We start from the raw sequence: 20,599 nt of genomic DNA, 5'->3' as shown, positions 1-20,599 counted from the left end.
CCGGATGGTTGGGCTAGCGGACGATCGCGACCGGGCAGTGGGCGTGGTGCAGGACCTGGTGGCTGGTCGAGCCGAGCAGCAGACCGGTGAAGCCGCCGCGGCCGCGGGAGCCGACGACGAGCAGGTCGGCCGATTCAGCCGCGTGCAGGAGGACCTGGGCCGGCCGGCCGGGGACGAGCTCGATGTCGACCTTGACGTCGGGGTGGTCCGCACGAGGTCCGGCGATGGCCTCGGAGACGAGTACCTCGGCCGCGTCGCGGACCTGGGCGTTGTCGAAGACCAGCTCACCCTTGCCGTTCTCGTAGGTGGAGAACGGGCTGCTCCAGGCGTTCACCGCGATCACCTGGCCGTCGAGCGCCTCGGCCTCCTGGAAGGCGAAGTCGATCGCCCTGGCCGACACCTTCGACCCGTCCACGCCGACCACGACGCGCCGCACTGCGTGCAGGGTGGGCAGCGTGTCCGGCGGTACCACGACGACCGGGCAGTTCGCGTGCGCGCTGACCTGGACCGCGACCGAGCCGAGGATCATGGCGCCGAACCCACCGAGGCCACGGGTGCCGAGGACGAGCATCCGGGCCTGGCTGGTCTCTTCGATCAGCTCTGGCGCGGGTGTGCCCTCCAGCAGCACGGTTTCCACCTGCAGGTGCGGGTGGGATTGCCGGATGGAGGCAGCGAGAGTCTCGAGTCCGCGCTCGCGGGCAGTGCGGAGTGCCGCCAGCGGCACCACCTTGCCGGGCGAGGGACGGTCCATGATCACCAGCTCGAACACCTCGGCGACACGCAGCGGTACGTGCGTGCGCGCGGCTTCGGCGGCGGCCCAGTTGACGGCTGCGGTGCTTTCCTGCGAGCGGTCGTATCCGACGACGATCGGGGCGGTTGGTGACGACATGATGCCTCCTCGGAGCTTGATTCCTTCTGCTTCGACTGTCGTCGTGAAAGCCAGGTCCGGGCAGGGCTCTTGGTCCCGTCACGGCGGGGCCGTCGGACCTCAGCGCACTGGCTGGTGGCCGGCGGCGATCCGGATCCCGGTGTAGTCCGCGACGACGGGATCGGCTCCGAGGACCCGAAGCTCCCCGGCGCGGCGGCCCCGGCCGATGCCGATCACCAGCCCGAAGGCTCCGGCGCGAGCCGCCTGGGCTCCGGCGGGCGTCGCTGCGAGGACGACAGTGCGCGACGGCCGTACGCCGAGCCGGCGGGCGGCGACGAGGAACGCGTCGGGTTCCGGCAGGTTCGCCAACCCGGGTTCGCATGCGCCGACGTGGAGGTCGAACAGCTCGCCGAGTCCGGCCTGTGCCAGTTCTTCGGCTGCTGCCAGGTCGGTCCAGACCGCGGCGGTCGACAGACCCGCTGCGACGAGCCGGCCGATCAAGGCCGACAGGGCGGGAACCGCTGCCCCGGCGGAACCGGCGGTCAGCCGGCCGAGGTCGAAGACGACGGCGTCGAACCGCATCGCGTCGACGGACGCCGACCCGTTCTCCGGCCGGGCCGGGTCGTTCTCCGGCAGCGCCGCTCCGTTGTCCGGCAGCGCTGAACCGTTCACCGGTGACGCCGGGCCGCCTCCCGTTGACGCGGGCTCCGAGCCGTCAGTTGCCCGCCGGGCCAGGACGACCGCAGTACCGACCAGGATCAGCCCGGCGGCCAGCAACACGAGCGGAGCGACAAGCCGGCCGGGGAACCATTCGTTCACCGCGATCGGGAGGATCTGCAGCGCTCCGATCGCCCCGATGGTGACCAGTGCGAGGTTCCAGCCCCTGAAGGCGTAGACCAGCAGACCGGCGACCGTCACGAGACCGACGATGATGCCGATGTCGAGCGGCATCATCATTCCGGAGCCAACGACCAGTCCGGCAGCAGCAGCCAGCTGGGTGACGTGCTCGGCGCGGACAAGGCTGCCGTGGGCCAGCAGGAACCACTCGAGCGCTGCGAACCATACGGCCAGCCCTGGCCAGTACTGCGCGTTGGCGTGCGCACCGATGGCCCCAGCGGCGACCAGGGTCGTGACGACGAGTACCAGCTGCGGCCCGGCCATCCGCTTGCTCAGCAACCAGGGCACGACGGCGTACGCCGAACTGCCGAGGCCGGCCAGCAAGGTGATGTTCATCGGCCGCCAGCCGAGGGTGTCGCCGAGAAGACCGAAGAAGAGCACGGCTGCCGCGGTAGAGCCGAGCCAGATCGTGCCGCGAAGGCGGCGGGCGGCCGGCGACTGCCCGGGGATGGCCAGCCCACCGGACAGCAGCACCAGAGCCGCCGTGGCAGTGATCGCCAATCGGGCCGAGTCCTGCAGGTCCGGCCAGTACCTGGCCGCGACCAGACCGATGCCGGTCAGCAGGACGACCCCGCCGACATACGCCAGCGCCTCGGTCAGCACGGTGGACCGCCGGTCGCTGGGTGAGGGCCGCAGCAGGACCGGGCCAGAGATCCGGTTGTGTGTCATGCAACGACTCTCCGCGCGGTCTGTGGCAGCCCACAGGGCCGAAGGTCACCAGCTTGCCGGGTCTGGCTGCCTCGGGCGTCCGGCCTGACAGATAGGGACCTTGGGCCCTGCCCGGAGGCCTTGCGGTTCGGTGATCCTGAAGGCACAGGGGAGGCGGTCGACCCGCCGGACCAGCGACAACCAGAGGTGGCCGAGGCCACGAGATTCACCGTCATCAGGACGGCAGACTGGTTCCGGCGGGTCGGCCGGTCCCCGGATCCAAGGGGGCAGTGATGGGCGTCGGTCGACCGCGACGAGGCGAGCCATGGGTCGTGATGCAGGCTCGCCGACTGGGCTGCGGGCACAACCCGCTGCGCCGCCCGTCCGATCGGTTCGAGGCGGCGCTCGCCGTCATCGCCCTGTTCGCGGGCATCCTGCTGATCCCGGTGGGAGCAGCCGTCGGTACGTCGGTCGAGAAGGCTGACGAGTCGCGAGTGGCTGAGCAACGCGCCGTACTGCGCCAGCTCGCTGCCAGGACCACGGCGGACGCACCGGCCGTCACGGGCCAGGAACTCGGCCGGATCACCTGGCCTGTCCCCGTTGTCTGGCAGGACGAGACCGGCGTCGACCACCGCGGCCTCGTGGACCTCATGCTGGGCACGAAGGCGAACACCGAGGTGGTGGTCTGGGTCGACCGCTCAGGCGCTCTGGTGAAGCCGCCCCGGACCGCCGGCGACAGCGCCGCCATCGGCGACGCGGTGGGCTTCGGGACCGTCATCGGCTGCTGGCTGGTGCTGTGGGTCCTGCTGCTGATCGCCCGGCGGGCACTGGATCGGCGGCGACTCGCCGACTGGGCGGCCGAGTGGGAGCAGGTGGCGCCGGGCTGGACCCACCACGACGGCTGACCAGCTGAGACCAACGACGGCCCGGTCCCCTCCTCTCGGACCGGGCCGTCGTGCTGGGCGGATTGTTATTGCCAGGCGTCCAGGGTCTCGTGCCAGTCGAGCCGCGGAGTGTCCGTTGCCGCGTGTTCCGGGTAGCCGGCGCGAATGATGACCTGCGGCCGGGCACTGTGGCCGACCAGGTCCTGGACCCGGGCGCGCAGCGGCGCGTATTCGACGGCCTGGTTGAGGAACGATGCCGCGATGTCGTAGGTCGTTGCCGTGAGCAACGCGTGCTGGAGGGCCAGGCCCGCGCGGGTCCAGTCCACCTGGTCGTCGACGGCGGTGGTGAGGACGGCGATCTGCGGATCGGCCTCGAAGACCGCCGCGTCCCGGTCGGGATCGCCGAAGCCGGCCGAGAGATCACGCACGAGGGTCGGGTGGGTCGGAAGCGGGCCGAGCGCGGATGCGGGGACGCCGTCGCCGAAGCGCCGGCCACCGACCCACCGGCCGCGTTCGGTCAGCCGGTCCTCGTCGTGCAACTCGAGATCTTCGGCCGTGTGCAGGATCCGGCGGAGTTCGTGTTTCGCGTCGGCGCCCAGCCAGCGCAGGTCGGCTCCCTCGGCCCGGGCGGCCGCGCTGATCTGCTCGAGCACCATCGACGACACCTCGGCCGCGAGCAGTGGACCGCGGTAGGTCCGCCGGCGGCGCAGTTCGCCGTACAGGGTGCCGAGCGGTGACACGGTCGTGCGCATGCGGGACCCGAGGAAGATCCGGACCGCGATGTCGGGCCGGTCCGGGTCCGGGTCGATCGCCAGCGTGGTCTCGTACCGGAGCATGGCCGCCGCCACCCGCACGTTGAGCGCGGCGGCGCCCAGGCCGATCCGGGTCATCCGCCCGGACGGGTCCTCGGCCGGCAGCGTCCGGTCCGGGTCGAGCAGCACGTCGATCACCTGGCCGGTGATCTCGAACCGCCAGGGCTGGGTATTGTGCATCGACGGAGCCAGCCCGGCCGAGTTGAGCAGGATGCCGACCTCGTCGTGGCTGAGCAGCGGGTTGCCGTACTGGATCACCATAATCTGACTCTTTCCGAATGCTGGGGCGCGACTGCGAGCCAGCCGAGCTCCTTGCGGATACGGTCCGCCAGGGCCTGCCGGGCGTCCGGCTCGCCGTGGACGACGTAGACCGTCTGCGGTGGTTCCGGGGACGCGGCCAGCCAGTCGACCAGTTCGTCGGAGTCCGCGTGCGCGGAGAACTCCGGCAGGTCGGTGACCTGGGCGCGGACGGGGACGTAACGGCCGTGGATCTTCACCGAGGTGGCGCCGTCGAGCAGGCTGCGCCCGCGGGTACCGGGGACCTGGAAGCCGGTCAGCAGCACGGTGTTGCGCCGATCGGGCAACTGGTGGGTCAGGTGATGGAGCACCCGGCCCCCGGTCGCCATCCCCGAGGCGGACACGATGATGCACGGGCGTCCGGGGCTGTTCAGCCGCTGGGACTCCTCGGCGCTGTGGACCAGCCGGAGGTCACCGGGGTCGAACGGGTCGTCGGTGCCGACCAGATCGGGGCGCAGCTCGGGCGCCTTCTCCTGGATGGCGGTCCGGTACGCGTTCAGGGCGGCCAGCGCCATCGGACTGTCGACGAACACGGGCAGGTGCGGGATCAGCCCATCGTGGGCGAGTCCGGCCAGTGTGTGCAGCACGATCGCCGTCCGGTCGACGGCGAAGGCCGGGATCAGCGTGACCCCGCCGCGGTGGGCGGTGGCGGTGATCAACCGGCCGAGACGCTCGCGATCCAGCGGGGCGTGCTTGCGGTTGCCGTAGGTCGACTCGACGACGATGGCGTCGACGGCCGGGGGAGTCACCGGTGGCCGCAGCAAGGGATGCTGCTGCCGGCCGAGGTCTCCACTGACCAGCAGGCGATGTCCGTTCCGCTCGAGGACTGCGAAGGTCGACCCGAGGATGTGCCCCGCGCGGTGCAGCCTGACCGTGGTACCGCCAGGCAGCTCGATCGCGCGATCGCCGACCGGCTGGAACAGCGCGATCGCGCGTTCGGCGTCAGCGGTGTCGAACAATGGCAGCGGCGGGTTGTGGCGGGAGTAGCCACCGGCGCGGGCGTGCTCGGCATCTTCCTCCTGCAGGTGTGCCGCGTCGCGCAGCACGATCGAGGCGACCGTCGCGGTGGACTCCGAGCAGATGACCGGCCCCTGGAAGCCCTGCCGGACAAGGGCCGGCAGGTAGCCACAGTGGTCGAGGTGTGCGTGGGTGAGCACGACCGCACGGAGACTGGCGGGATCGACGGGGAAGTCGTCCCAGTTGCGGCGACGCCAGGCCGCCTCGCCCTGGAACAGACCGCAGTCGGCCAGGTAGCGCTGTCCCTCCTCTTCGTAGAGGAACTTGCTTCCGGTGACAGTGCCTGCCGCGCCGAGGAAGGTGAGCACGCCGGATGTCATCGCAGCGACCTCTCGTAGCTGTGGACGGCGTCGGTCAGCTGATCGGACTGCTCGGGCGTCAGCCGGGCGGTCAGGCTGGGAAGCTCGACGTTCTGGCCGAAGCGGAGGACGACCCGGCCGAGGGCCCGCAGAGCCGCCAGGATCTCCGTCGCCTGGATCTGCAGCTGGGTTGCCTGCCCGAAGCGGATCAGCTCCAGCCGCAGCTCGTCCAGCCGGCCGACCAGCTCGGAGAGCTCGTCGATGATGATCTGGTTGTACGCCGCGAGGGCGGCGGGTGCCTCGTTGTCCGGGATAGCCGGCAACAGGAGTGCCCCCTCGGCCTGGAGACGTGGCAGGACCCGGTGCCGGTAGGTGCCGGACGTCCGCTGCAAGGTCATCAGCAGCTTCTCCGGCTCGGTCCAGCCCTCGGCCAGGCACTCGTCCTCGAGGGCGGCCAGGTCGTTCTCCCAGCGGGTGATCTCGTTCTGCAGGGCGGCGATGTCCGTCATGACTGCTCCTCGGAACCGGTATGGACGAAGGCGGAGACGGGTCGCCGGGGCGTCGTGGCGCGGACCGTGCTGTGGCCGAACCGGATCACCATCTGGGCGTAACCGGGCTTGCCGGTGATCCGCTGGACCTTGCGGCGCAGGTCGTCGAACTCGAGCGGCTGGTTCAGGAACGCGGCCTTCAGGCCGTCACGGGTGGCGACCAGCAGGCTGTGCTGGAGGCCCAGGCCGGCCGCGACCTGCTCGGCCAGGGAGTCACCGGCGGTCGAGAGGACGGCCAGTACGGGGTCGGCCTCGAAAGTCGTCCGGGCGCGGGTCTGGTCGGCGGGCTTGGTACCGAGGTCGCGGACAGGCGCCGGATAGACGGCCGACTTCGGGCCCAGTACCGAGCTCGGGATCCCGTCCACGGCGCGATCGCCGCCGACCCAGTGGGCGCGCTCGGCGCGGCGGTGCCAGTCGCCGATCTCGCGCAGGTCGGTGTCGATCAGCAGCCCCAGTACCTCGTGGACCTGGTCGGGTGGCAGCCAACTGAGCTCGGCGTTCTCCGCCATCGCCGCCCGGGTCAGCGCGACCCGCGAATCGGTCGGGACCTTGACCGGCCGGACCGGCTCCCGGCTGGTGTGCCGGCGGGGGATCTGGTCGAACAGTTCGCGCAGTTCGCGGTTGGGGGAGTCGGTCGGCTGGAGCACGATCCGGCCGACCAGGTCGAGGTCGGCCGGGTCCGGTACCAGGCCGTACCAGCTGTCGTAGTGCAGGGCGGCCGCGGCGCAGCGCAGGTTGAAGATCGCGGCGCCGGCCGCGATCCGCATCGCCCGGCCGGTCGGGTCCTCGGCGGGCAGTGCGCGCGAGCCGTCCACGAAGACGTCGATCACGGTGCCGTTCACCTCGAACCGCCAGGGCTGGGTGTTGTGCATGCTCGGAGCCGCCACGGCGGCGCCGAGCAGGACGTCGATCTGTTCCATCGACAGCTGGTCTTCGGGCATCAGGGCCTCCACGAACTGCTCGCGCGGCAACTCCTGCCGCACTTCCAGCGTCGACCGGGGCCGGGCCGGCAGGCAGTGGGCATGGGTCCCGTCCGGTCAGGCCCTTCGGCACCAACCAGCGTGACCACGGGCTCTGCCGCCACCCGTGCCGCGGCCCTGACGATCGATGTGTCCCAACAAACCGAAAGGAAAGACCATGACCACCACACCGCACCGGCGGCACGTTCCCGCCCCTGTGATGGAGCCCGACGGCGATCGGGGACCGACCCGCACCACCCGGGTGGCCGCCGGGCGGGCACTCGCCGTCCTCCGGATCCTCTACGGCCTCACCTTCTTGTGGGCCTTCGTCGACAAGGTGTTCGGCCTCGGCTACGCCACGAAGTCCGGCAAGGGCTGGATCGACGGCGGCGACCCGACCGCCGGATTCCTCGGCAAGGGCGCCAGCGGCCCGTTCGAGAGCTTCTACCACTCGCTGGTCGGTGACTTCTGGGTCACCCCGCTGTTCATGATCGGCCTGGCCGGCATCGGCCTCGCCCTCACGCTGGGGATCGGCATGCGGATCGCGGCCGTCGCCGGCACGATCCTGTACCTCCTCATGTGGAGCGCGGTGCTGCCGCCCGAGAACAACCCCGTGCTCGACGACCACATCGTCGGCGCCGTCACCCTGATCGTTCTCGCCCTCGTTGCCGCCGGCAACGTCTGGGGTCTCGGCCAGTGGTGGTCGCGGCTGTCGATCGTCAACCGGTACCCCTGGTTGCGGTGAGTCCGATGACCAAGCAGCCTGTGATCCACGTGGGTGTCGACGGCTCCTGGCGAGACACGGGCGCGCTGGAGTGGGCCTTGCAGGAGTCCTTGATCCGCAAGGCCCCGCTCCGGGCGGTCCACGTCCTCGACGAAGGGCTACGGCACGCGCCGTACTGGGAGCCCAAGGTCGTCGACGACGCGGCGCTCAACCTGGTGGACGAGGTCCAGCGGAAGATGGAGAGCCGTGATCCGGTCCGGGACCACACCACCAACCTGATGGTCGGTCCGCCGGCGGAAACGCTGGCCGAACTCGCCGGCAGCGGCGAGATGCTGGTGGTCGGGCGCCGGGGGATGAGCTCGGTGAAACGGCTGCTGGTCGGCTCCACCTCCGAGGCCGTGGCGAACCTGGCCACGGTGCCGGTGGTCGTGGTGCCGGAAGGGTGGAAGCTCTCCGATCACGCCGGACCGGTAGTCGTAGGGCTGGACGACTCCGGCGATTCGGAGACCGCCATCGAGTTCGCCGCGACCGCCGCGATCGAGCGGCACACGGCACTGCGGATGGTGAACGTCTGGGACCTGCCGGCCATCTACAGCTGGGATGCGATGAACGTCGCCGGAGTGAGTGACGAGTGGTCACGCAACGCCGAGCGGCACTTCGAGGCCATTGCCCAGCAGTGGCGGAACAAGTACCCAGAGCTGACCATCGAGTCCGAAGTTCGGCGAGGTCACTCCGTGGACGGACTGATCGCCGCCGCCGAGGCCGCCGACGCGCAGCTGCTCGTCGTCGGTGGACGGCGCCACCACAAGGTGGCCACCGTCCTGCTCGGCTCGGTCGCCAGAGGGGTTCTGCAGCATGCGACCTGCCCCGTCGCCGTTGTTCATCTCGAACAGCGCGACGCCTAGTCAGCTGGGGTCTGCGTGGAGAGGAGCGCGTAACTCCAGCACGGTGCCGTGCGGCTGGTTGGACTCCAGCCGTACGGCGCCACCTAATGTGGCGGCTCGCTCCTCGAGGTTGTGCAGACCGCTCCGCCGGCCGGAGGTCCCGATCCCGATCCCGTTGTCGGAGACCCGGGTGGTGACCTCGGTACCGGTGACGGCGACCTCGACCTTGACGGCACTCGCCTGAGCATGCCGGACGACGTTCGAGAGCGACTCCCGGACGGCAGCGAGGATCTGCGGTCGCACCGACCCCGGTACGGCGGTGTCGATCGGGCCGGTGAGGATCAGCTCGGGGCGGAAGCCCAGCGGTTCGGCGTACTCGCTGACCAGGTTCTGCAGGTCGCTGCGCAGGGACGCCTTGGTGGGCCGGGCCTGGAGTTCGAAGATCGCGCCGCGCAGGTCGCGGATGGTGGCATCGATGTCCTCGACCGCCCTGGTGATGCGTTCCTGGACGTCGGGGCGAACCATCCGGTGCATCCCCTGTAGTTGCAGGCCGGTGGCGAACAGCCGCTGGATGACCAGGTCGTGCAGGTCCCTGGCGATCCGGTCGCGATCTTCCAGCACCGCGAGGATCGAGCGGTTCTGCTGGGCTTGCGCCCGGTCGAGAGCCAGTGTCGCCTGGTCGGCGAACATCCGGACCAGGTCGGTGCCGACCGTCACCTCGAGCACCGTGCCGCGCTCGGCGGCCACGATCAGGATGCCGCCGGTGCTGTCCTCGCCGCCCGGCAGCGGGGCAAGGATGGTCCGGCCGAGGTCGCCGAGCTCCGGGAAGTCGGCCAGCCGGCCGTTCTCCTTGGCGAATGTGGACAGGTCGTCCAGGATCACCTGCTCGTCGCCGCTGAGCACGTCGCCGACCACCGGGAGACCGGTTGGCATCCGGCGGCCGAGGTAGGGGTCGAAGGCCGGCGGCCCGTCGATCGCCTGCACCACCAGCTCCTCGCCGTCCAGCAGCAGGACCGCGCCGACCATCGAGCCGGAGACTTCACGGGCCCGGGACGCGATCAGCTGGAGCGCTTCCTGCGGATCGAACTCGCCGAGCATCAGCTGGGTGATCTCGGCGGTCACTTCGTGCCAGCGCCGGCGCCGCTCGGTATCGGCGTACAGGCGTGCATTGTCGATCACTACGCCGGCCGCGGCGGCCAGTGCGGTCACGGTGCGCTCGTCGTCCTCGGTGAAGTCGGCGCCTTCGGCCTTCTCGGTCAGGTACAGGTTGCCGAACGCGTGCTCGCGGGTGCGGATCGGCACCCCGAGGAAGCTGCGCATCGGCGGGTGGTTGGCGGGGAAGCCGAACGAGCGTGGGTGTTCGGCCAGGTCGGTCAGCCGCAACGGGGTGGGATGGTCGATCAGCAGGCCGAGGATGCCGTGGCCTTCGGGGTACGGGCCGATCGCGGCGATCTCTTCAGCGGTGACGCCGTGGGTGATGAACCGGACCAGGCGTTTGCCGTCGTGGCCGACCACACCCAGGGCGCCGTAGCGGGCGCCGACCAGCTCGCAGGCGGCGGTGACGATCCGGTCCAGCGTGCTGGTCAGATCGAGGTCCGCGCCGATGCCGACGACGGCATCGAGCAGCGCGCGGAGGCGCTCCTGGGAGTCCATGATCTCGTCGACGCGGCCGAGCAACTCCTGCAGCAGCGCGTCGAGCCGGACCCGGGACAGCCCGGCGAACTCGAGTGCCCCCTCGTCCCACGAGGCGCGCGTCACCTCTTCCCTCCCACCCATGTCGACCACCGTACGGAACCGCAGAGGGAATTCCTACCCACCGTGGCCTTTCGGTGGGCCGAAGGTCCTCCGGATCGGCGCCTTCGGTCCCGCGGGCCGGTGTCCGGCGGCACTCCCGCCGGGCCGTCGCGGGCGAGACGCTGGAGTCAATGGATGAGGAGGATGACATGGGTACCTGGGCACGGACCGGACCGGTGGTCGTCGAGGTCGACGGCAGCGCCGAGAACTTTCACGTGGTCGACTACGCGTGCTTGGAGGCGGCGCGTTCCGGTGCTGAGCTCGTACTGGTGGCGCCGTACCAGGCGCACAGCTCGTTCAACCCCATGACACCGGGTTATCAGCCACAACCGCCCGCCGAACTCGCGGCCGCTGCTCTTCGGGACGCGGTGGCTCATGTCCGCCACCACTACGGTTACGAACTGCAGACCACCGCGGTGTCCGAGGAGGGCGCCCGGCTGAAGGTGCTGCCGCACGCGGCCCGGCATGCCCGGCTGCTCGTCGTCGGCCGGACCAAGACCCGCGGGCCGCAGCGACTGGTGGCCGCGCAGGGGAACATCTTCCTGACCGCGCGGACCGGCTGCCCGGTGATCGTGGTGCCGCTCAACTGGCGGCCGACGCTGCTCGACCGGAAAGTTGCCGTAGGCATCGACGGTACGCCGCTGTCCCTCGAGGCCGTGGAGTTCGCCTTCCGGGCGGCGGCCGACCGTGAGGGTGACCTGACCGTGGTGCACGCGCAGCACGCACCGCGGCACGACCCCGACGACGTCGAGGGTTCCTGGGTACGCCGCGGCGAGCTGACCGTGTCCGAGACCCTGGCCGGCTGGGACGAGGAGTACCCGGAGGTCAAGGTCACCCGGTTCCTGACAGCCAAGCCGGTCGTCGAAGCGCTGGTCCACGAAGGCGTCCACGTCGGTCTGGTGGTACTCGGCGCGCGGGCCGGGCTGCTGCCGGTCGGCGACCCGGTCGCCCGCCGCGCGGTGGCCGCGATGACCTGCCCGGTCGCGATCGTTCCTCATCACGTGACGGCCGAAGAACGCGACCGGAGGTACCGCGCGGTCGAGCCCACCACTGACGTCGTGGTGCCGACATACTGAGCTGGTGATGTTCGCGACGGGGCTCGCCGACGTCCGCGGCGGGCTGCGCGCGGACCTGATCGCCGGGGTGACGGTAGCCGCCTACCTGGTCCCGCAGGCGATGGCTTATGCCCAACTGGCAGGCCTTCCGCCCGTCGCCGGCCTTTGGGCAGTACTGGGCCCGTTGGCGGTCTATGCGGTGCTCGGTACTTCGCGGCTCCTGTCGGTCGGACCCGAATCGACCACCGCCCTGATGACGGCAGCCACCTTGGGAGCCGTGGCGACGGGTGATCCATCGCGGTATGCGGCCCTGGCGGCCGCCCTGGCCATGCTGGTCGGTGTCATCTGCATCGTCGCGTGGCTGCTCCACCTGGGCTTTCTGGCAGACCTCCTCTCGAAGCCGGTGCTGGTCGGGTACCTGGCCGGCATCGCCGTGATCATGATCGCTGGCCAGCTCGGCCGGATGACCGGCAGCAAGGTCTCCGGTGAATCTCCGGCCGCGCAGCTGTCGTCGGCCGTCCGGCAGATCGGGTCCTGGCATCCGGCGACCCTGGTGCTTTCTCTTTGTGTTCTCGCTCTGCTGCTCGCTGCGGCCCGGTGGGCGCCACGTCTTCCGGCGCCGCTGCTGGTGATGGTGCTGGCGGCTGTGGTCGCTGCAGTAGCAGGCCTGGGAGATCACGGGGTGGCTCTGATCGGCAATGTGCCCTCCGGACTACCAGTGCCGACTCTGCCGGCCATCACCGCCGACGATCTGCGGCTGCTGATCCTGCCCGCGGTGGGTGTTGCGCTGGTCGGTTACACGGACACAGTGCTGACCGGCCGCGCCTTCGCCAGCCAGGGGCACGAGCGGGTCGACGCCGATCAGGAACTGCTTGCCTTGGGCATCGCCAACCTGACGGCGGGTGGTTTGCGCGGGTTCCCGGTCAGCAGTAGCGGCAGCCGTACCGCGGTAGCCGCAGCAGCCGGCGCGAAGAGCCAGGTCTACTCGCTGGTCGCGCTCGCGATGGTCATCGCCACGTTACTGTTCGCTGGCCCGCTGCTGGAGACCTTCCCCACCGGGGCTCTGGGCGCCCTGGTCGTCTACGCAGCGGTACGCCTGGTGGATGTCGGCGAGTTCCGGCGGTTCGCCCGGTTCCGGCGCAGCGAGCTGATCCTGGCGCTGGCGACGTGCGTCGGCGTCGTCGCGCTCGATGTCCTGTACGGCGTACTGGTGGCGGTCGCGTTGTCGGTCCTGGACCTGTTCCGCCGGGTCGCGCGACCTCATGACGGGATCCTCGGGATCGCTCCCGGCGTACCGGGGATGCACGACGTGGACGACTATCCGACGGCGCGTCCGGTGCCCGGACTGGTGGTCTACCGCTACGACTCACCACTGTTCTTCGCCAACGCCGAGAACTTCCACCGGCGCGCGCTGGCGGCCGTCGACGCCGCACCCGAGCCGGTCCGGTGGCTGCTGCTCAACGCCGAGGCGAACGTCGAGATCGACATCACCGCGATCGACGCCCTGGACTCACTGCGGGAGGAACTCACCGCACGCGGCATCGTCTTGGCCCTGGCCCGGGTCAAGCAGGAACTCCGCGACGATCTCGAAGCAGCCGGATTCCTGGATCGCCTCGGTCCGGGCCGGATCTTCCTGACGCTACCCACCGCGATCGAGGCCTTCCGCGCCCACAGCACCGGCTGACCGGCGCGGCAGTCAGGGCCCGCGGGCCCTGGACCACGCTGCGGTGGATCTCCTCGGTCGGCCGGGACATCGGCCGCCCGCTCCTGCTGGTGCGCAACCACCACGGGGCGGTCATCAGGCATTGCTCCCCTCGGCATGCGGCCGCTGGCCCCAGGCGAGCAGGCGGCGGCCCTCGAGGAGTTCGATGGTGAGGCGGATGAGATGGCGTTCGCGGTCCGGCGCCCACGGCCTGACCGGAGGAATGTCCGGCAGTTCGTCCGAGTCGACCGCCGACAGGTGCCCGGTCGCGGTCACGGTCCAGCCAAGATGACGGTCGAGGTCGACCTCGTCGGCCTCGAAGGCGACCACGTCGCCGCGTTCGGCAGCGCGGTACTTGTCACCGTCCGCGGTGGCGAACAGCAGCGACCGGCCGTCGAGCGCGAAGTTGACCAGGCGCACCACGGGCAGGCCACCCCGGGTGAACACCAGCCGGCCGACCTGGACAGACGACAGCAGCCGCAGTGACTCGTCGTCATCGAGGATCTGCAGACCCGAGTGGTCGAACCGGCGGCGAGCCGCTGCGGTCATGATGACCTCCTTCGGAGCGGAGAGCGGTCTACCCTGTTCCCCAGGACAGTCTGCGAGGGCGGGAGTGGCGCGCGATGACGATCAAGGTGTTCCTGCTGGACGACCACGAAGTGGTCCGTCTCGGGCTGCGGCAGTTGCTGGAGGCCGAGGAGGACATCGAGGTGATCGGCGCCGCCGGTACGGCCGCGCAGGCGATCGCGCGGGTGCCCGCGCTGCGCCCGGACGTCGCGGTACTGGACGTCCGGCTGCCCGACGGCGACGGCATCTCGGTCTGCCGCGACCTGCGGTCGGCGATGGACGACCCGCCGGCCTGCCTGATGCTGACGTCGTACTCCGACGACGAGGCCCTCTTCACCGCGATCATGGCCGGCGCGGCCGGGTACCTGCTCAAGCAGGTCAGCGGCACCGACCTGGTCGGAGCGGTGCGACGCCTGGCCGCGGGGGAGTCGTTGCTGGATCCGGCGATGACGACAGCCGTGCTGGAGCGACTGCGGCACCCGGCCGAGGAGGACGACGACCCGCGGTACAAGTCGCTGACCGAGCAGGAACGCCGGATCCTCGACCTGATCGCCGAGGGCAAGACGAACCGGCAGATCGCCCAGGAGATGTTCCTGGCCGAGAAGACCGTGAAGAACTACGTCTCCGGCCTGCTCCGCAAGCTCGACATGGAACGCCGCACCGAGGCGGCCGTCTACGCCGTGGAGCGGACCAAACGCCGCCCGGCGAAGTGAGCTACCGGGTCCGAACACCCCGTCCATCGATCTCCTCCGCTTCGATCACGCGGTAAGGACTCCAGTCAGTCACCTGAAGACTCCCGTCAAGTCCCCCGGCGCCTGCGTCAATCGAACCTGGCCGATCCTGCCGAGATCAGTGCCACAGGCCCTCAGTTCATGGGACCCAGGTCCCTGCGGACCGGTCATCCTCGATTTCGCGGCGGGATCAGCCGACCAGCGCCTTGGTGGCCTGGGCGATGGCGTCGAGGCCGGCCTTGGCGTCGCTGAACAGCATCCGGGTCTTCGGATCGGTGAACAGCGGGTTGTCGATATCGGCGTACCCGTGCCCCATCGACCGCTTGATGACGATCACGGAGCCGGCCACGATGTTGCCCAGCGACCGGTTCATCGCCTTGGCCATCAAGACGGTGAGGATCGTGCCCGAGGCACCGACGAGCGCGCCGGCGGTGATCAGCACCGTGTTGCTGAGCAGGAAGCCGGCCATCGCCACGGCCATACCGGTGCAGGCGTTCAGCAGCGAGACGACCACGGGCATGTCGGCGCCGCCGATCGGGAGCACGAAGGTGCCCCCCGAGAACGATCGCGGTCAGGTACTGGGTTGGGCGTGCTCTGTCCGCTCTCGCCGGGTGACCCCGAGGGCCGCCGGTCCACGGCGACGAGGAAGCGTCACCAGGTACGGATGCGGCGTCCGGTGATCTGCTCGGGCTCGACCACGACGTATACCTGGCGGTCGCCGCCGCCCCACGGTTCGAGGTCCAGCAGCTTGCGGAGCTGCGCGGTCTCGTGCGGGCCTGCCTGCCGGGCGACGCCGTCGATCAGAACGCTCCAGCCCTCGTGCATGCCGTCGTCGATCCGGTCGACCTCGAAGGCGACCGCGCCCGTACCGTAGCGGCCCAGCGCGGTGGTCGCGCCGGTCCGGAAGACCACGGCCCCGTCGTGCATCGCGAAGTTCACCGGTACGACGTACGGCCGGCCGACCAGCTGGAAGGCGATCCGCCCGACGCCTCCGGGCTCGATCAGCCGGCGGCACTCGTCTTCGCGCATGGTGTCGAGCACCGGGTGCCGCGCTGCCCGGCCGTGGCCGGCAGGCTGCTCAGGGTGGGCGCCGAGCAGATCGGAGATGGTGGTGTCGAGCGCGTCGGCCAGCCGGATCAGGTCGCCGCCGGTCAGTGCGACCGGAGCGGTCTCGATCCGGTCGACGTACGAGGGATCCATCCGGGCCCGCTCGGCGACCTCGTCCCGGCTGAGGCCGAGCGCGGTTCGCCGGCCACGCACCCGCCGGCTCAGATCGCTGCCGGTCCAGCCGTGTCCTTGCCCGGTCCGCTTCGTCGTGTTCATGGCCATCGCCTCCGTGAACATCAGACCGCGCCGCGGCCCCGGCGATCATCTGCCATCTGCCCTGTGACCACGGGACCTATGTCCCTCCCGGCCACCGGTGCCTGGCGGAGACGATCGATGCATGTTCCAGATACGAGTGCATGGACGGGGCGGCCAGGGGGTGGTGACCACTGCCGAGCTGCTGTCCGTCGCGGCCTTCGCCGAAGGGCGGTACGCGCAGGCGTTCCCCACGTTCGGGTCCGAACGCACGGGCGCGCCGGTGGTCGGCTACTGCCGCATCGACGACCTGCCGATCCGCAGCCACGAACCGGTGGGCAAGCCCGACGCGGTGCTGATCCAGGACGCCACCCTGCTGCACCAGGTGGATGTCTTCGACGGTCTCGACACCGACGGCTATCTGCTCATCAACACGTCCCGCGACCTGGCCGCGCTCGGTCTGGCCGACTACGTCCAGCGGTTCGCCAGGGACCGGGTGATGACGGTGCCCGCGAGCGAGCTGGCGCTGAAGCACCTGGGCCGTCCGTTGCCGGGAGCGGTACTGCTCGGCGCCTTCGCGGCGCTCACCGGTGAGGTCGACGTCGCCTCGGTGAACAAGGCGATCCGGGAGCGCTTCTCCGGCTCCGTCGCGGCCGGCAACGTCGCCGCGGCCGACGAGGCCTATGACCATGTCCGCGCCCAGCTCGAGGAGAGGGTTCGTGCGCAAGCAGATTGAGGGTTCCCGCGGGGTCGCCGAGGCGGTCGCGCTCTGCCGGCCGGAGGTGACCTGCGCCTATCCGATCTCGCCGCAGACCCACATCGTCGAGGCGCTCAGCTCACTGGTGAAGTCCGGTGAGCTGGCGCCGTGCGAGTACGTCAACGTGGAGTCCGAGTTCGCCGCGATGTCAGTCGCGATCGGCGCCTCCGCGGCCGGTGCGCGGGCGTACACGGCCACCGCCAGCCAAGGCCTGCTCTACATGGCCGAGCCGCTGTACAACGCCTCCGGCCTCGGCCTGCCGATCGTGATGACGGTGGCCAACCGGGCGATCGGGGCTCCGATCAACATTTGGAACGACCACAGCGACTCGATGTCCCAGCGCGACTCGGGCTGGATCCAGCTGTACGCCGAGACGAACCAGGAAGCGCTCGATCTGCACATCCAGGCGTTCCGGATCGCCGAGGAGCTGTCCCTGCCGGTGATGGTCTGTATGGACGGCTTCGTGCTGACCCACGCGGTCGAGCAGGTGGACGTCCCCGACCAGGCGCAGGTCGATGCCTTCCTGCCGCCGTACGTTCCGCGCCAGGTGCTCGACCCGGCCGACCCGGTCTCGATCGGCGCGATGGTCGGCCCGGACGCCTTCACCGAGGTGCGGTACCTCGCCCACGACAAGCAGATGCAGGCGCTCGACCTGATCCCGGCGGTCGCAGCCGACTTCGGCGCGGCCTTCGGACGTGACTCCGGTGGGCTGGTTCGTCCGTACCGATGCGGCGACGCCGAGACCATCGTGGTCGCCCTGGGATCGGTGCTCGGCACGATCAAGGACACCGTCGACGAGCTCCGGGCCGGTGGAATGCGGATCGGCGCACTCGGGTTGACCTCGTTCCGGCCGTTCCCGCTGGACGCCGTCCGGAGCGTGCTCGGCAACGCGCGGCGGGTCGTCGTACTGGAGCGCGCGCTGGCGGTCGGTATCGGCGGCATCGTCTCCGCGAACGTCCGGATGGCCCTGTCGGGGATCTCGCTGCACGGCTACACCGTGATCGCCGGCCTCGGTGGCCGGCCGATCACCAAGGCTTCGCTGACCCGGCTGTTCCACGACGCCGCCGCGGACGAGCTCGAACCGCTGACCTTCCTCGACCTGAAGCGGGACCTGGTCGAGCGCGAACTGCAGCGGACCAGGACGATCCGGCGCTCCGGCCCGGCCGCGGAGAACCTGCTGCGCGACCTCGGTACCCGGACCGGTTGAGAGGACAGCCATGGAACGCGTGAGGTTCTACCAGATCGGAAGCTACGCGGCCGGGAACCGGCTGCTCGACAGCGAACTGCAGACCGTGCAGTCCGACACCCATCGGACGAACTCGCTCAACTCCGGGCACCGAGCCTGCCAGGGCTGCGGCGAGGCACTTGGTGCCCGGTACGTCCTGGATGCCGTGATGCGGGCCACCGACCGCCAGATGGTCGCGGTCAACGCGACGGGGTGCCTCGAGGTCTTCTCCACGCCGTACCCCGAGAGCGCCTGGCAGGTCCCGTGGCTGCACTCGCTGTTCGGCAACGCGCCGGCGGTGGCCACCGGGGTCGCCGCGGCACTCAAGGCGAAGGGGCAGACCGGCGTACGGGTGATCGGCCAGGGTGGCGACGGTGGGACCGTCGACATCGGGCTGGCCTGTCTGTCCGGCATGTTCGAGCGCAACGACGACGTGCTGTACATCTGCTACGACAACGGCGGCTACATGAACACCGGCGTCCAGCGGTCCGGCGCGACCCCGCACGGCGCGGCGACGACGACCACCCCGGCCGTCGGCCCGCAACCGGGTAACGACTTCGGGCAGGGCAAGAACCTGCCGGCGATCGCGATGGCACACCGCATTCCGTATGTCGCGACGGCGACGGTCGCCGACCTCCGTGACCTCGAGTACAAAGCGACCCGGGCGATGGAGTTCCGCGGCGCGCGGTACCTGCACGTCCTGGTGCCCTGCCCGCTGGGTTGGCGGACCGCGTCGAACGAGACCATCCAGATCGCCCGGCTGGCCACCGAGACCGGGGTCTTCCCCGTCTTCGAGGCCGAGGACGGCGAGGTGGTGGCGGTCTCCAAGATCCGCAGGCGCCGGCCGGTCGAGGACTACCTGCGGCCGCAGGGCCGGTTCGGGCACCTGTTCGGCGAGCAGCGCCGCGACGACATCATCGCCAGGATCCAGGCCGAGGCGGACCGCAACGTCCGGATCTTCGGCCTGACCGAACCGGAAAGGAGCCAGGTAGATGCCTGAGGCAAGCAAGCACGATTCGCTCCCATTCGCGATCACCCTCGACGTCGGATCCAGCCTGGCCAACAAGACCGGCGCCTGGCGGACCGAAGTACCGGCGTACGTCGATCGGCTGCCGCCCTGCAACGACGCCTGCCCGGCAGGGGAGAACATCCAGCAGTGGCTCAAGCACGCCGAGGAGGCGGACTACGAGTCGGCCTGGCGGGCGATCATGGCCGACAACCCGTTCCCGGCCACCATGGGCCGGATCTGCTACCGCCCCTGCGAGACGGCCTGCAACCGGGCCACCCTGGACGAGCCGGTCGGCATCAACTCGGTCGAGCGCTTCCTCGGCGACGAGGCGATCAAGCAGGGCTGGAACGTCACGCTGACGCTGCCTCCCAGCGGTAAGCACGTGCTCGTGGTCGGCGCCGGCCCGTCGGGGCTCTCGGCGGCGTACCACCTGCGGCTGCTCGGCCACGAGGTCACCGTCCGGGACAGTTGCCCGGAAGCCGGCGGCATGATGCGGTACGGCATCCCTGCCTACCGGCTGCCGCGCGATGTCGTCGACGCGGAGATCCGCCGGATCACCGACCTCGGAGTCCGGCTGGAGCTCGGTACCAAGGTGACGGACCTGGAGGCCGAGCTGGCCGCCTTCGACGCCGTCTTCCTGGCGGTCGGGGCGCACATCGGCCGGCGAGCGGACATTCCCGCTGGTGACTCCGCCCGCATCCTCGACGCCGTCTCCGTGCTGGCCGGGGTGGAGGAGGGCGAGCAGCCGTTGCTCGGCCGCCGGGTCGCTGTCTACGGCGGTGGCAACACCGCGATGGACGTCGCCCGGACCGCCCGCAGGCTCGGCGCCACCGACGCCGTCGTCGTGTACCGCCGCACCCGCGACCGGATGCCGGCCCACGAGATCGAGGTCGTGGAGGCGCTCGAGGAAGGGGTGCGGATGCGCTGGCTGTCGACCATCGCGTACGCCGACGAAGGCCGGATCAGGATCGAGAAGATGAAGCTCGACGAGACCGGGTTCCCGCAGCCGACCGGTGAGTTCGAGGACCTGGACGCAGACTCGGTGGTCCTGGCCCTGGGGCAGCTGTCGGACCTGGCGCTGGTGGAGGGACTCGACGATGTCGTGATCAGCGACCACGTGGTCCAGGTCGGCGCGCATCTGATGACCGGCCGGCCGGGCCTGTTCGCCGGTGGCGACATGATCCCGTCCGAACGGACCGCGACGGTGGCGATCGGGCACGGCAAGAAGGCTGCCCGCAACATCGACGCGTGGCTGCGCGGTACGACGGATCAGCGGCCGCCCCGCCACGACCTGGCCACGTACGACCGGCTGAACACCTGGTACTACTCCGACGCGCCGGCGACCGTCCGGCCCCGGCTGGAGCTCGCCCGCCGGATCAGCACCTTCGACGAGGTGACCGGCGGTCTGGACGCATCGACCGCGCTGTTCGAGGCGCGCCGCTGCATGTCCTGCGGCAACTGCCTGGAGTGCGACAACTGCTTCAGCGTCTGCCCGGACAACGCGGTGATCAAGCTCGGGCACGGCAAGTACGAGATCGACCTCGACTTCTGCAAGGGCTGCGGGCTGTGTGCCGCCGAGTGCCCGAGCGGCGTGATCGAGATGTTCCCCGAACGTTCCTGAAG

General features: G+C 70.3%; 20 protein-coding genes and 1 pseudogene. 10 read left to right on the top strand and 11 right to left on the bottom strand.

Annotated features, from left to right (window positions below; all coding sequences use genetic code 11):
- Positions 1 to 13: 13 nt before the first annotated feature.
- Positions 14 to 889: a universal stress protein gene (locus ABD768_RS37010; protein WP_343964974.1), complete on the bottom strand. Its 876-nt coding sequence runs from the start codon at positions 887 to 889 to the stop codon at positions 14 to 16.
- 99 nt (positions 890 to 988) lie between these two features.
- Positions 989 to 2,434 carry an HAD family hydrolase gene (locus tag ABD768_RS37005; RefSeq protein WP_344848748.1) on the bottom strand — a complete coding sequence of 482 codons (1,446 nt, stop codon included), beginning with the start codon at positions 2,432 to 2,434 and terminating at the stop codon, positions 989 to 991.
- A gap of 272 nt (positions 2,435 to 2,706) precedes the next feature.
- Here ABD768_RS37005 and ABD768_RS37000 point away from each other — a divergent pair, with 272 nt between their 5' ends.
- Entirely contained in the window at positions 2,707 to 3,318 is a 612-nt protein-coding gene (locus ABD768_RS37000) for an Rv1733c family protein (RefSeq protein ID WP_344848746.1), read from the top strand.
- 65 nt (positions 3,319 to 3,383) lie between these two features.
- Here the strand turns inward: ABD768_RS37000 and ABD768_RS36995 are convergent, their stop codons facing one another.
- From ABD768_RS36995 to ABD768_RS36980, 4 genes are read right to left on the bottom strand one after another with little or no spacing between them, the layout of a single operon-like run.
- A complete protein-coding gene (locus ABD768_RS36995) occupies positions 3,384 to 4,370 on the bottom strand; it encodes an Acg family FMN-binding oxidoreductase (protein ID WP_344848744.1) in 987 nt (328 codons plus the stop codon).
- Complete coding sequence (locus tag ABD768_RS36990; RefSeq protein WP_344848742.1) at positions 4,364 to 5,743, bottom strand: MBL fold metallo-hydrolase RNA specificity domain-containing protein; 1,380 nt, start codon at positions 5,741 to 5,743, stop codon at positions 4,364 to 4,366. The genes ABD768_RS36995 and ABD768_RS36990 overlap by 7 nt, the downstream gene beginning before the upstream one ends.
- Positions 5,740 to 6,231 carry a hypothetical protein gene (locus ABD768_RS36985; protein ID WP_343964965.1) on the bottom strand — a complete coding sequence of 164 codons (492 nt, stop codon included), beginning with the start codon at positions 6,229 to 6,231 and terminating at the stop codon, positions 5,740 to 5,742. Before ABD768_RS36985 ends, ABD768_RS36990 begins: the two co-directional genes overlap by 4 nt.
- Entirely contained in the window at positions 6,228 to 7,211 is a 984-nt protein-coding gene (locus tag ABD768_RS36980) for an Acg family FMN-binding oxidoreductase (RefSeq protein WP_344848740.1), read from the bottom strand. The genes ABD768_RS36985 and ABD768_RS36980 overlap by 4 nt, the downstream gene beginning before the upstream one ends.
- Positions 7,212 to 7,407: 196 nt before the next feature.
- Between ABD768_RS36980 and ABD768_RS36975 the strand changes: the two genes are divergently transcribed.
- Together ABD768_RS36975 and ABD768_RS36970 are read left to right on the top strand one after the other, a co-directional pair.
- A complete protein-coding gene (locus ABD768_RS36975) occupies positions 7,408 to 7,974 on the top strand; it encodes a hypothetical protein (RefSeq protein ID WP_344848738.1) in 567 nt (188 codons plus the stop codon).
- Positions 7,975 to 7,979: 5 nt separating this feature from the next.
- Entirely contained in the window at positions 7,980 to 8,858 is an 879-nt protein-coding gene (locus tag ABD768_RS36970) for a universal stress protein (RefSeq protein ID WP_344848736.1), read from the top strand.
- Here ABD768_RS36970 and ABD768_RS36965 read toward each other — a convergent pair whose 3' ends face one another.
- Positions 8,859 to 10,613: a GAF domain-containing sensor histidine kinase gene (locus tag ABD768_RS36965; protein ID WP_344848734.1), complete on the bottom strand. Its 1,755-nt coding sequence runs from the start codon at positions 10,611 to 10,613 to the stop codon at positions 8,859 to 8,861.
- Between the two features lie 167 nt (positions 10,614 to 10,780).
- Between ABD768_RS36965 and ABD768_RS36960 the strand changes: the two genes are divergently transcribed.
- Positions 10,781 to 11,707: a universal stress protein gene (locus ABD768_RS36960; protein WP_343964957.1), complete on the top strand. Its 927-nt coding sequence runs from the start codon at positions 10,781 to 10,783 to the stop codon at positions 11,705 to 11,707.
- A gap of 7 nt (positions 11,708 to 11,714) precedes the next feature.
- Positions 11,715 to 13,370, top strand: a complete 1,656-nt coding sequence (locus ABD768_RS36955) for a SulP family inorganic anion transporter (RefSeq protein ID WP_344848910.1) — start codon at positions 11,715 to 11,717, stop codon at positions 13,368 to 13,370.
- A gap of 114 nt (positions 13,371 to 13,484) precedes the next feature.
- On the opposite strand, the gene ABD768_RS36950 is transcribed toward ABD768_RS36955, so the two are convergent.
- The gene (locus ABD768_RS36950; protein ID WP_344848732.1) at positions 13,485 to 13,937 is read right to left on the bottom strand and encodes a pyridoxamine 5'-phosphate oxidase family protein; all 453 of its coding nucleotides are present in this window, start codon (positions 13,935 to 13,937) and stop codon (positions 13,485 to 13,487) included.
- 74 nt (positions 13,938 to 14,011) lie between these two features.
- On the opposite strand from ABD768_RS36950, the gene ABD768_RS36945 reads away from it, so the two are divergent.
- Entirely contained in the window at positions 14,012 to 14,668 is a 657-nt protein-coding gene (locus ABD768_RS36945) for a response regulator (protein WP_344848730.1), read from the top strand.
- Between the two features lie 208 nt (positions 14,669 to 14,876).
- On the opposite strand, the gene ABD768_RS36940 is transcribed toward ABD768_RS36945, so the two are convergent.
- The 3 genes and pseudogenes from ABD768_RS36940 to ABD768_RS36930 form a co-directional block, all read right to left on the bottom strand.
- A complete protein-coding gene (locus ABD768_RS36940; RefSeq protein WP_344848908.1) occupies positions 14,877 to 15,059 on the bottom strand; it encodes an NAD(P)(+) transhydrogenase (Re/Si-specific) subunit beta in 183 nt (60 codons plus the stop codon).
- Positions 15,045 to 15,236 (bottom strand): annotated as a pseudogene (locus ABD768_RS36935) (NAD(P)(+) transhydrogenase (Re/Si-specific) subunit beta); the annotation flags it as partial. The gene ABD768_RS36940 and the pseudogene ABD768_RS36935, both read right to left, overlap by 15 nt.
- 101 nt (positions 15,237 to 15,337) lie before the next feature.
- Positions 15,338 to 16,009: a helix-turn-helix domain-containing protein gene (locus tag ABD768_RS36930; protein ID WP_344848728.1), complete on the bottom strand. Its 672-nt coding sequence runs from the start codon at positions 16,007 to 16,009 to the stop codon at positions 15,338 to 15,340.
- Between the two features lie 121 nt (positions 16,010 to 16,130).
- Between ABD768_RS36930 and ABD768_RS36925 the strand changes: the two genes are divergently transcribed.
- From ABD768_RS36925 to ABD768_RS36910, 4 genes are read left to right on the top strand one after another with little or no spacing between them, the layout of a single operon-like run.
- Complete coding sequence (locus tag ABD768_RS36925) at positions 16,131 to 16,721, top strand: 2-oxoacid:acceptor oxidoreductase family protein (RefSeq protein ID WP_343964948.1); 591 nt, start codon at positions 16,131 to 16,133, stop codon at positions 16,719 to 16,721.
- Positions 16,705 to 17,949, top strand: coding sequence for a pyruvate ferredoxin oxidoreductase (gene porA, locus ABD768_RS36920; RefSeq protein WP_344848726.1), 1,245 nt, complete (start codon positions 16,705 to 16,707; stop codon positions 17,947 to 17,949). The genes ABD768_RS36925 and porA overlap by 17 nt, the downstream gene beginning before the upstream one ends.
- A 10-nt stretch (positions 17,950 to 17,959) precedes the next feature.
- Positions 17,960 to 18,967, top strand: a complete 1,008-nt coding sequence (locus ABD768_RS36915; RefSeq protein WP_343964944.1) for a thiamine pyrophosphate-dependent enzyme — start codon at positions 17,960 to 17,962, stop codon at positions 18,965 to 18,967.
- Positions 18,960 to 20,597, top strand: coding sequence for an NAD(P)-binding protein (locus ABD768_RS36910; protein WP_344848723.1), 1,638 nt, complete (start codon positions 18,960 to 18,962; stop codon positions 20,595 to 20,597). Before ABD768_RS36915 ends, ABD768_RS36910 begins: the two co-directional genes overlap by 8 nt.
- Positions 20,598 to 20,599 lie beyond the last annotated feature (2 nt).

It is taken from the genome of Kribbella ginsengisoli (assembly GCF_039537185.1).
GTDB classification, from domain to species: Bacteria; Actinomycetota; Actinomycetes; order Propionibacteriales; family Kribbellaceae; genus Kribbella; species Kribbella koreensis.
This window is presented reverse-complemented; position numbering and strand designations above follow the sequence as displayed.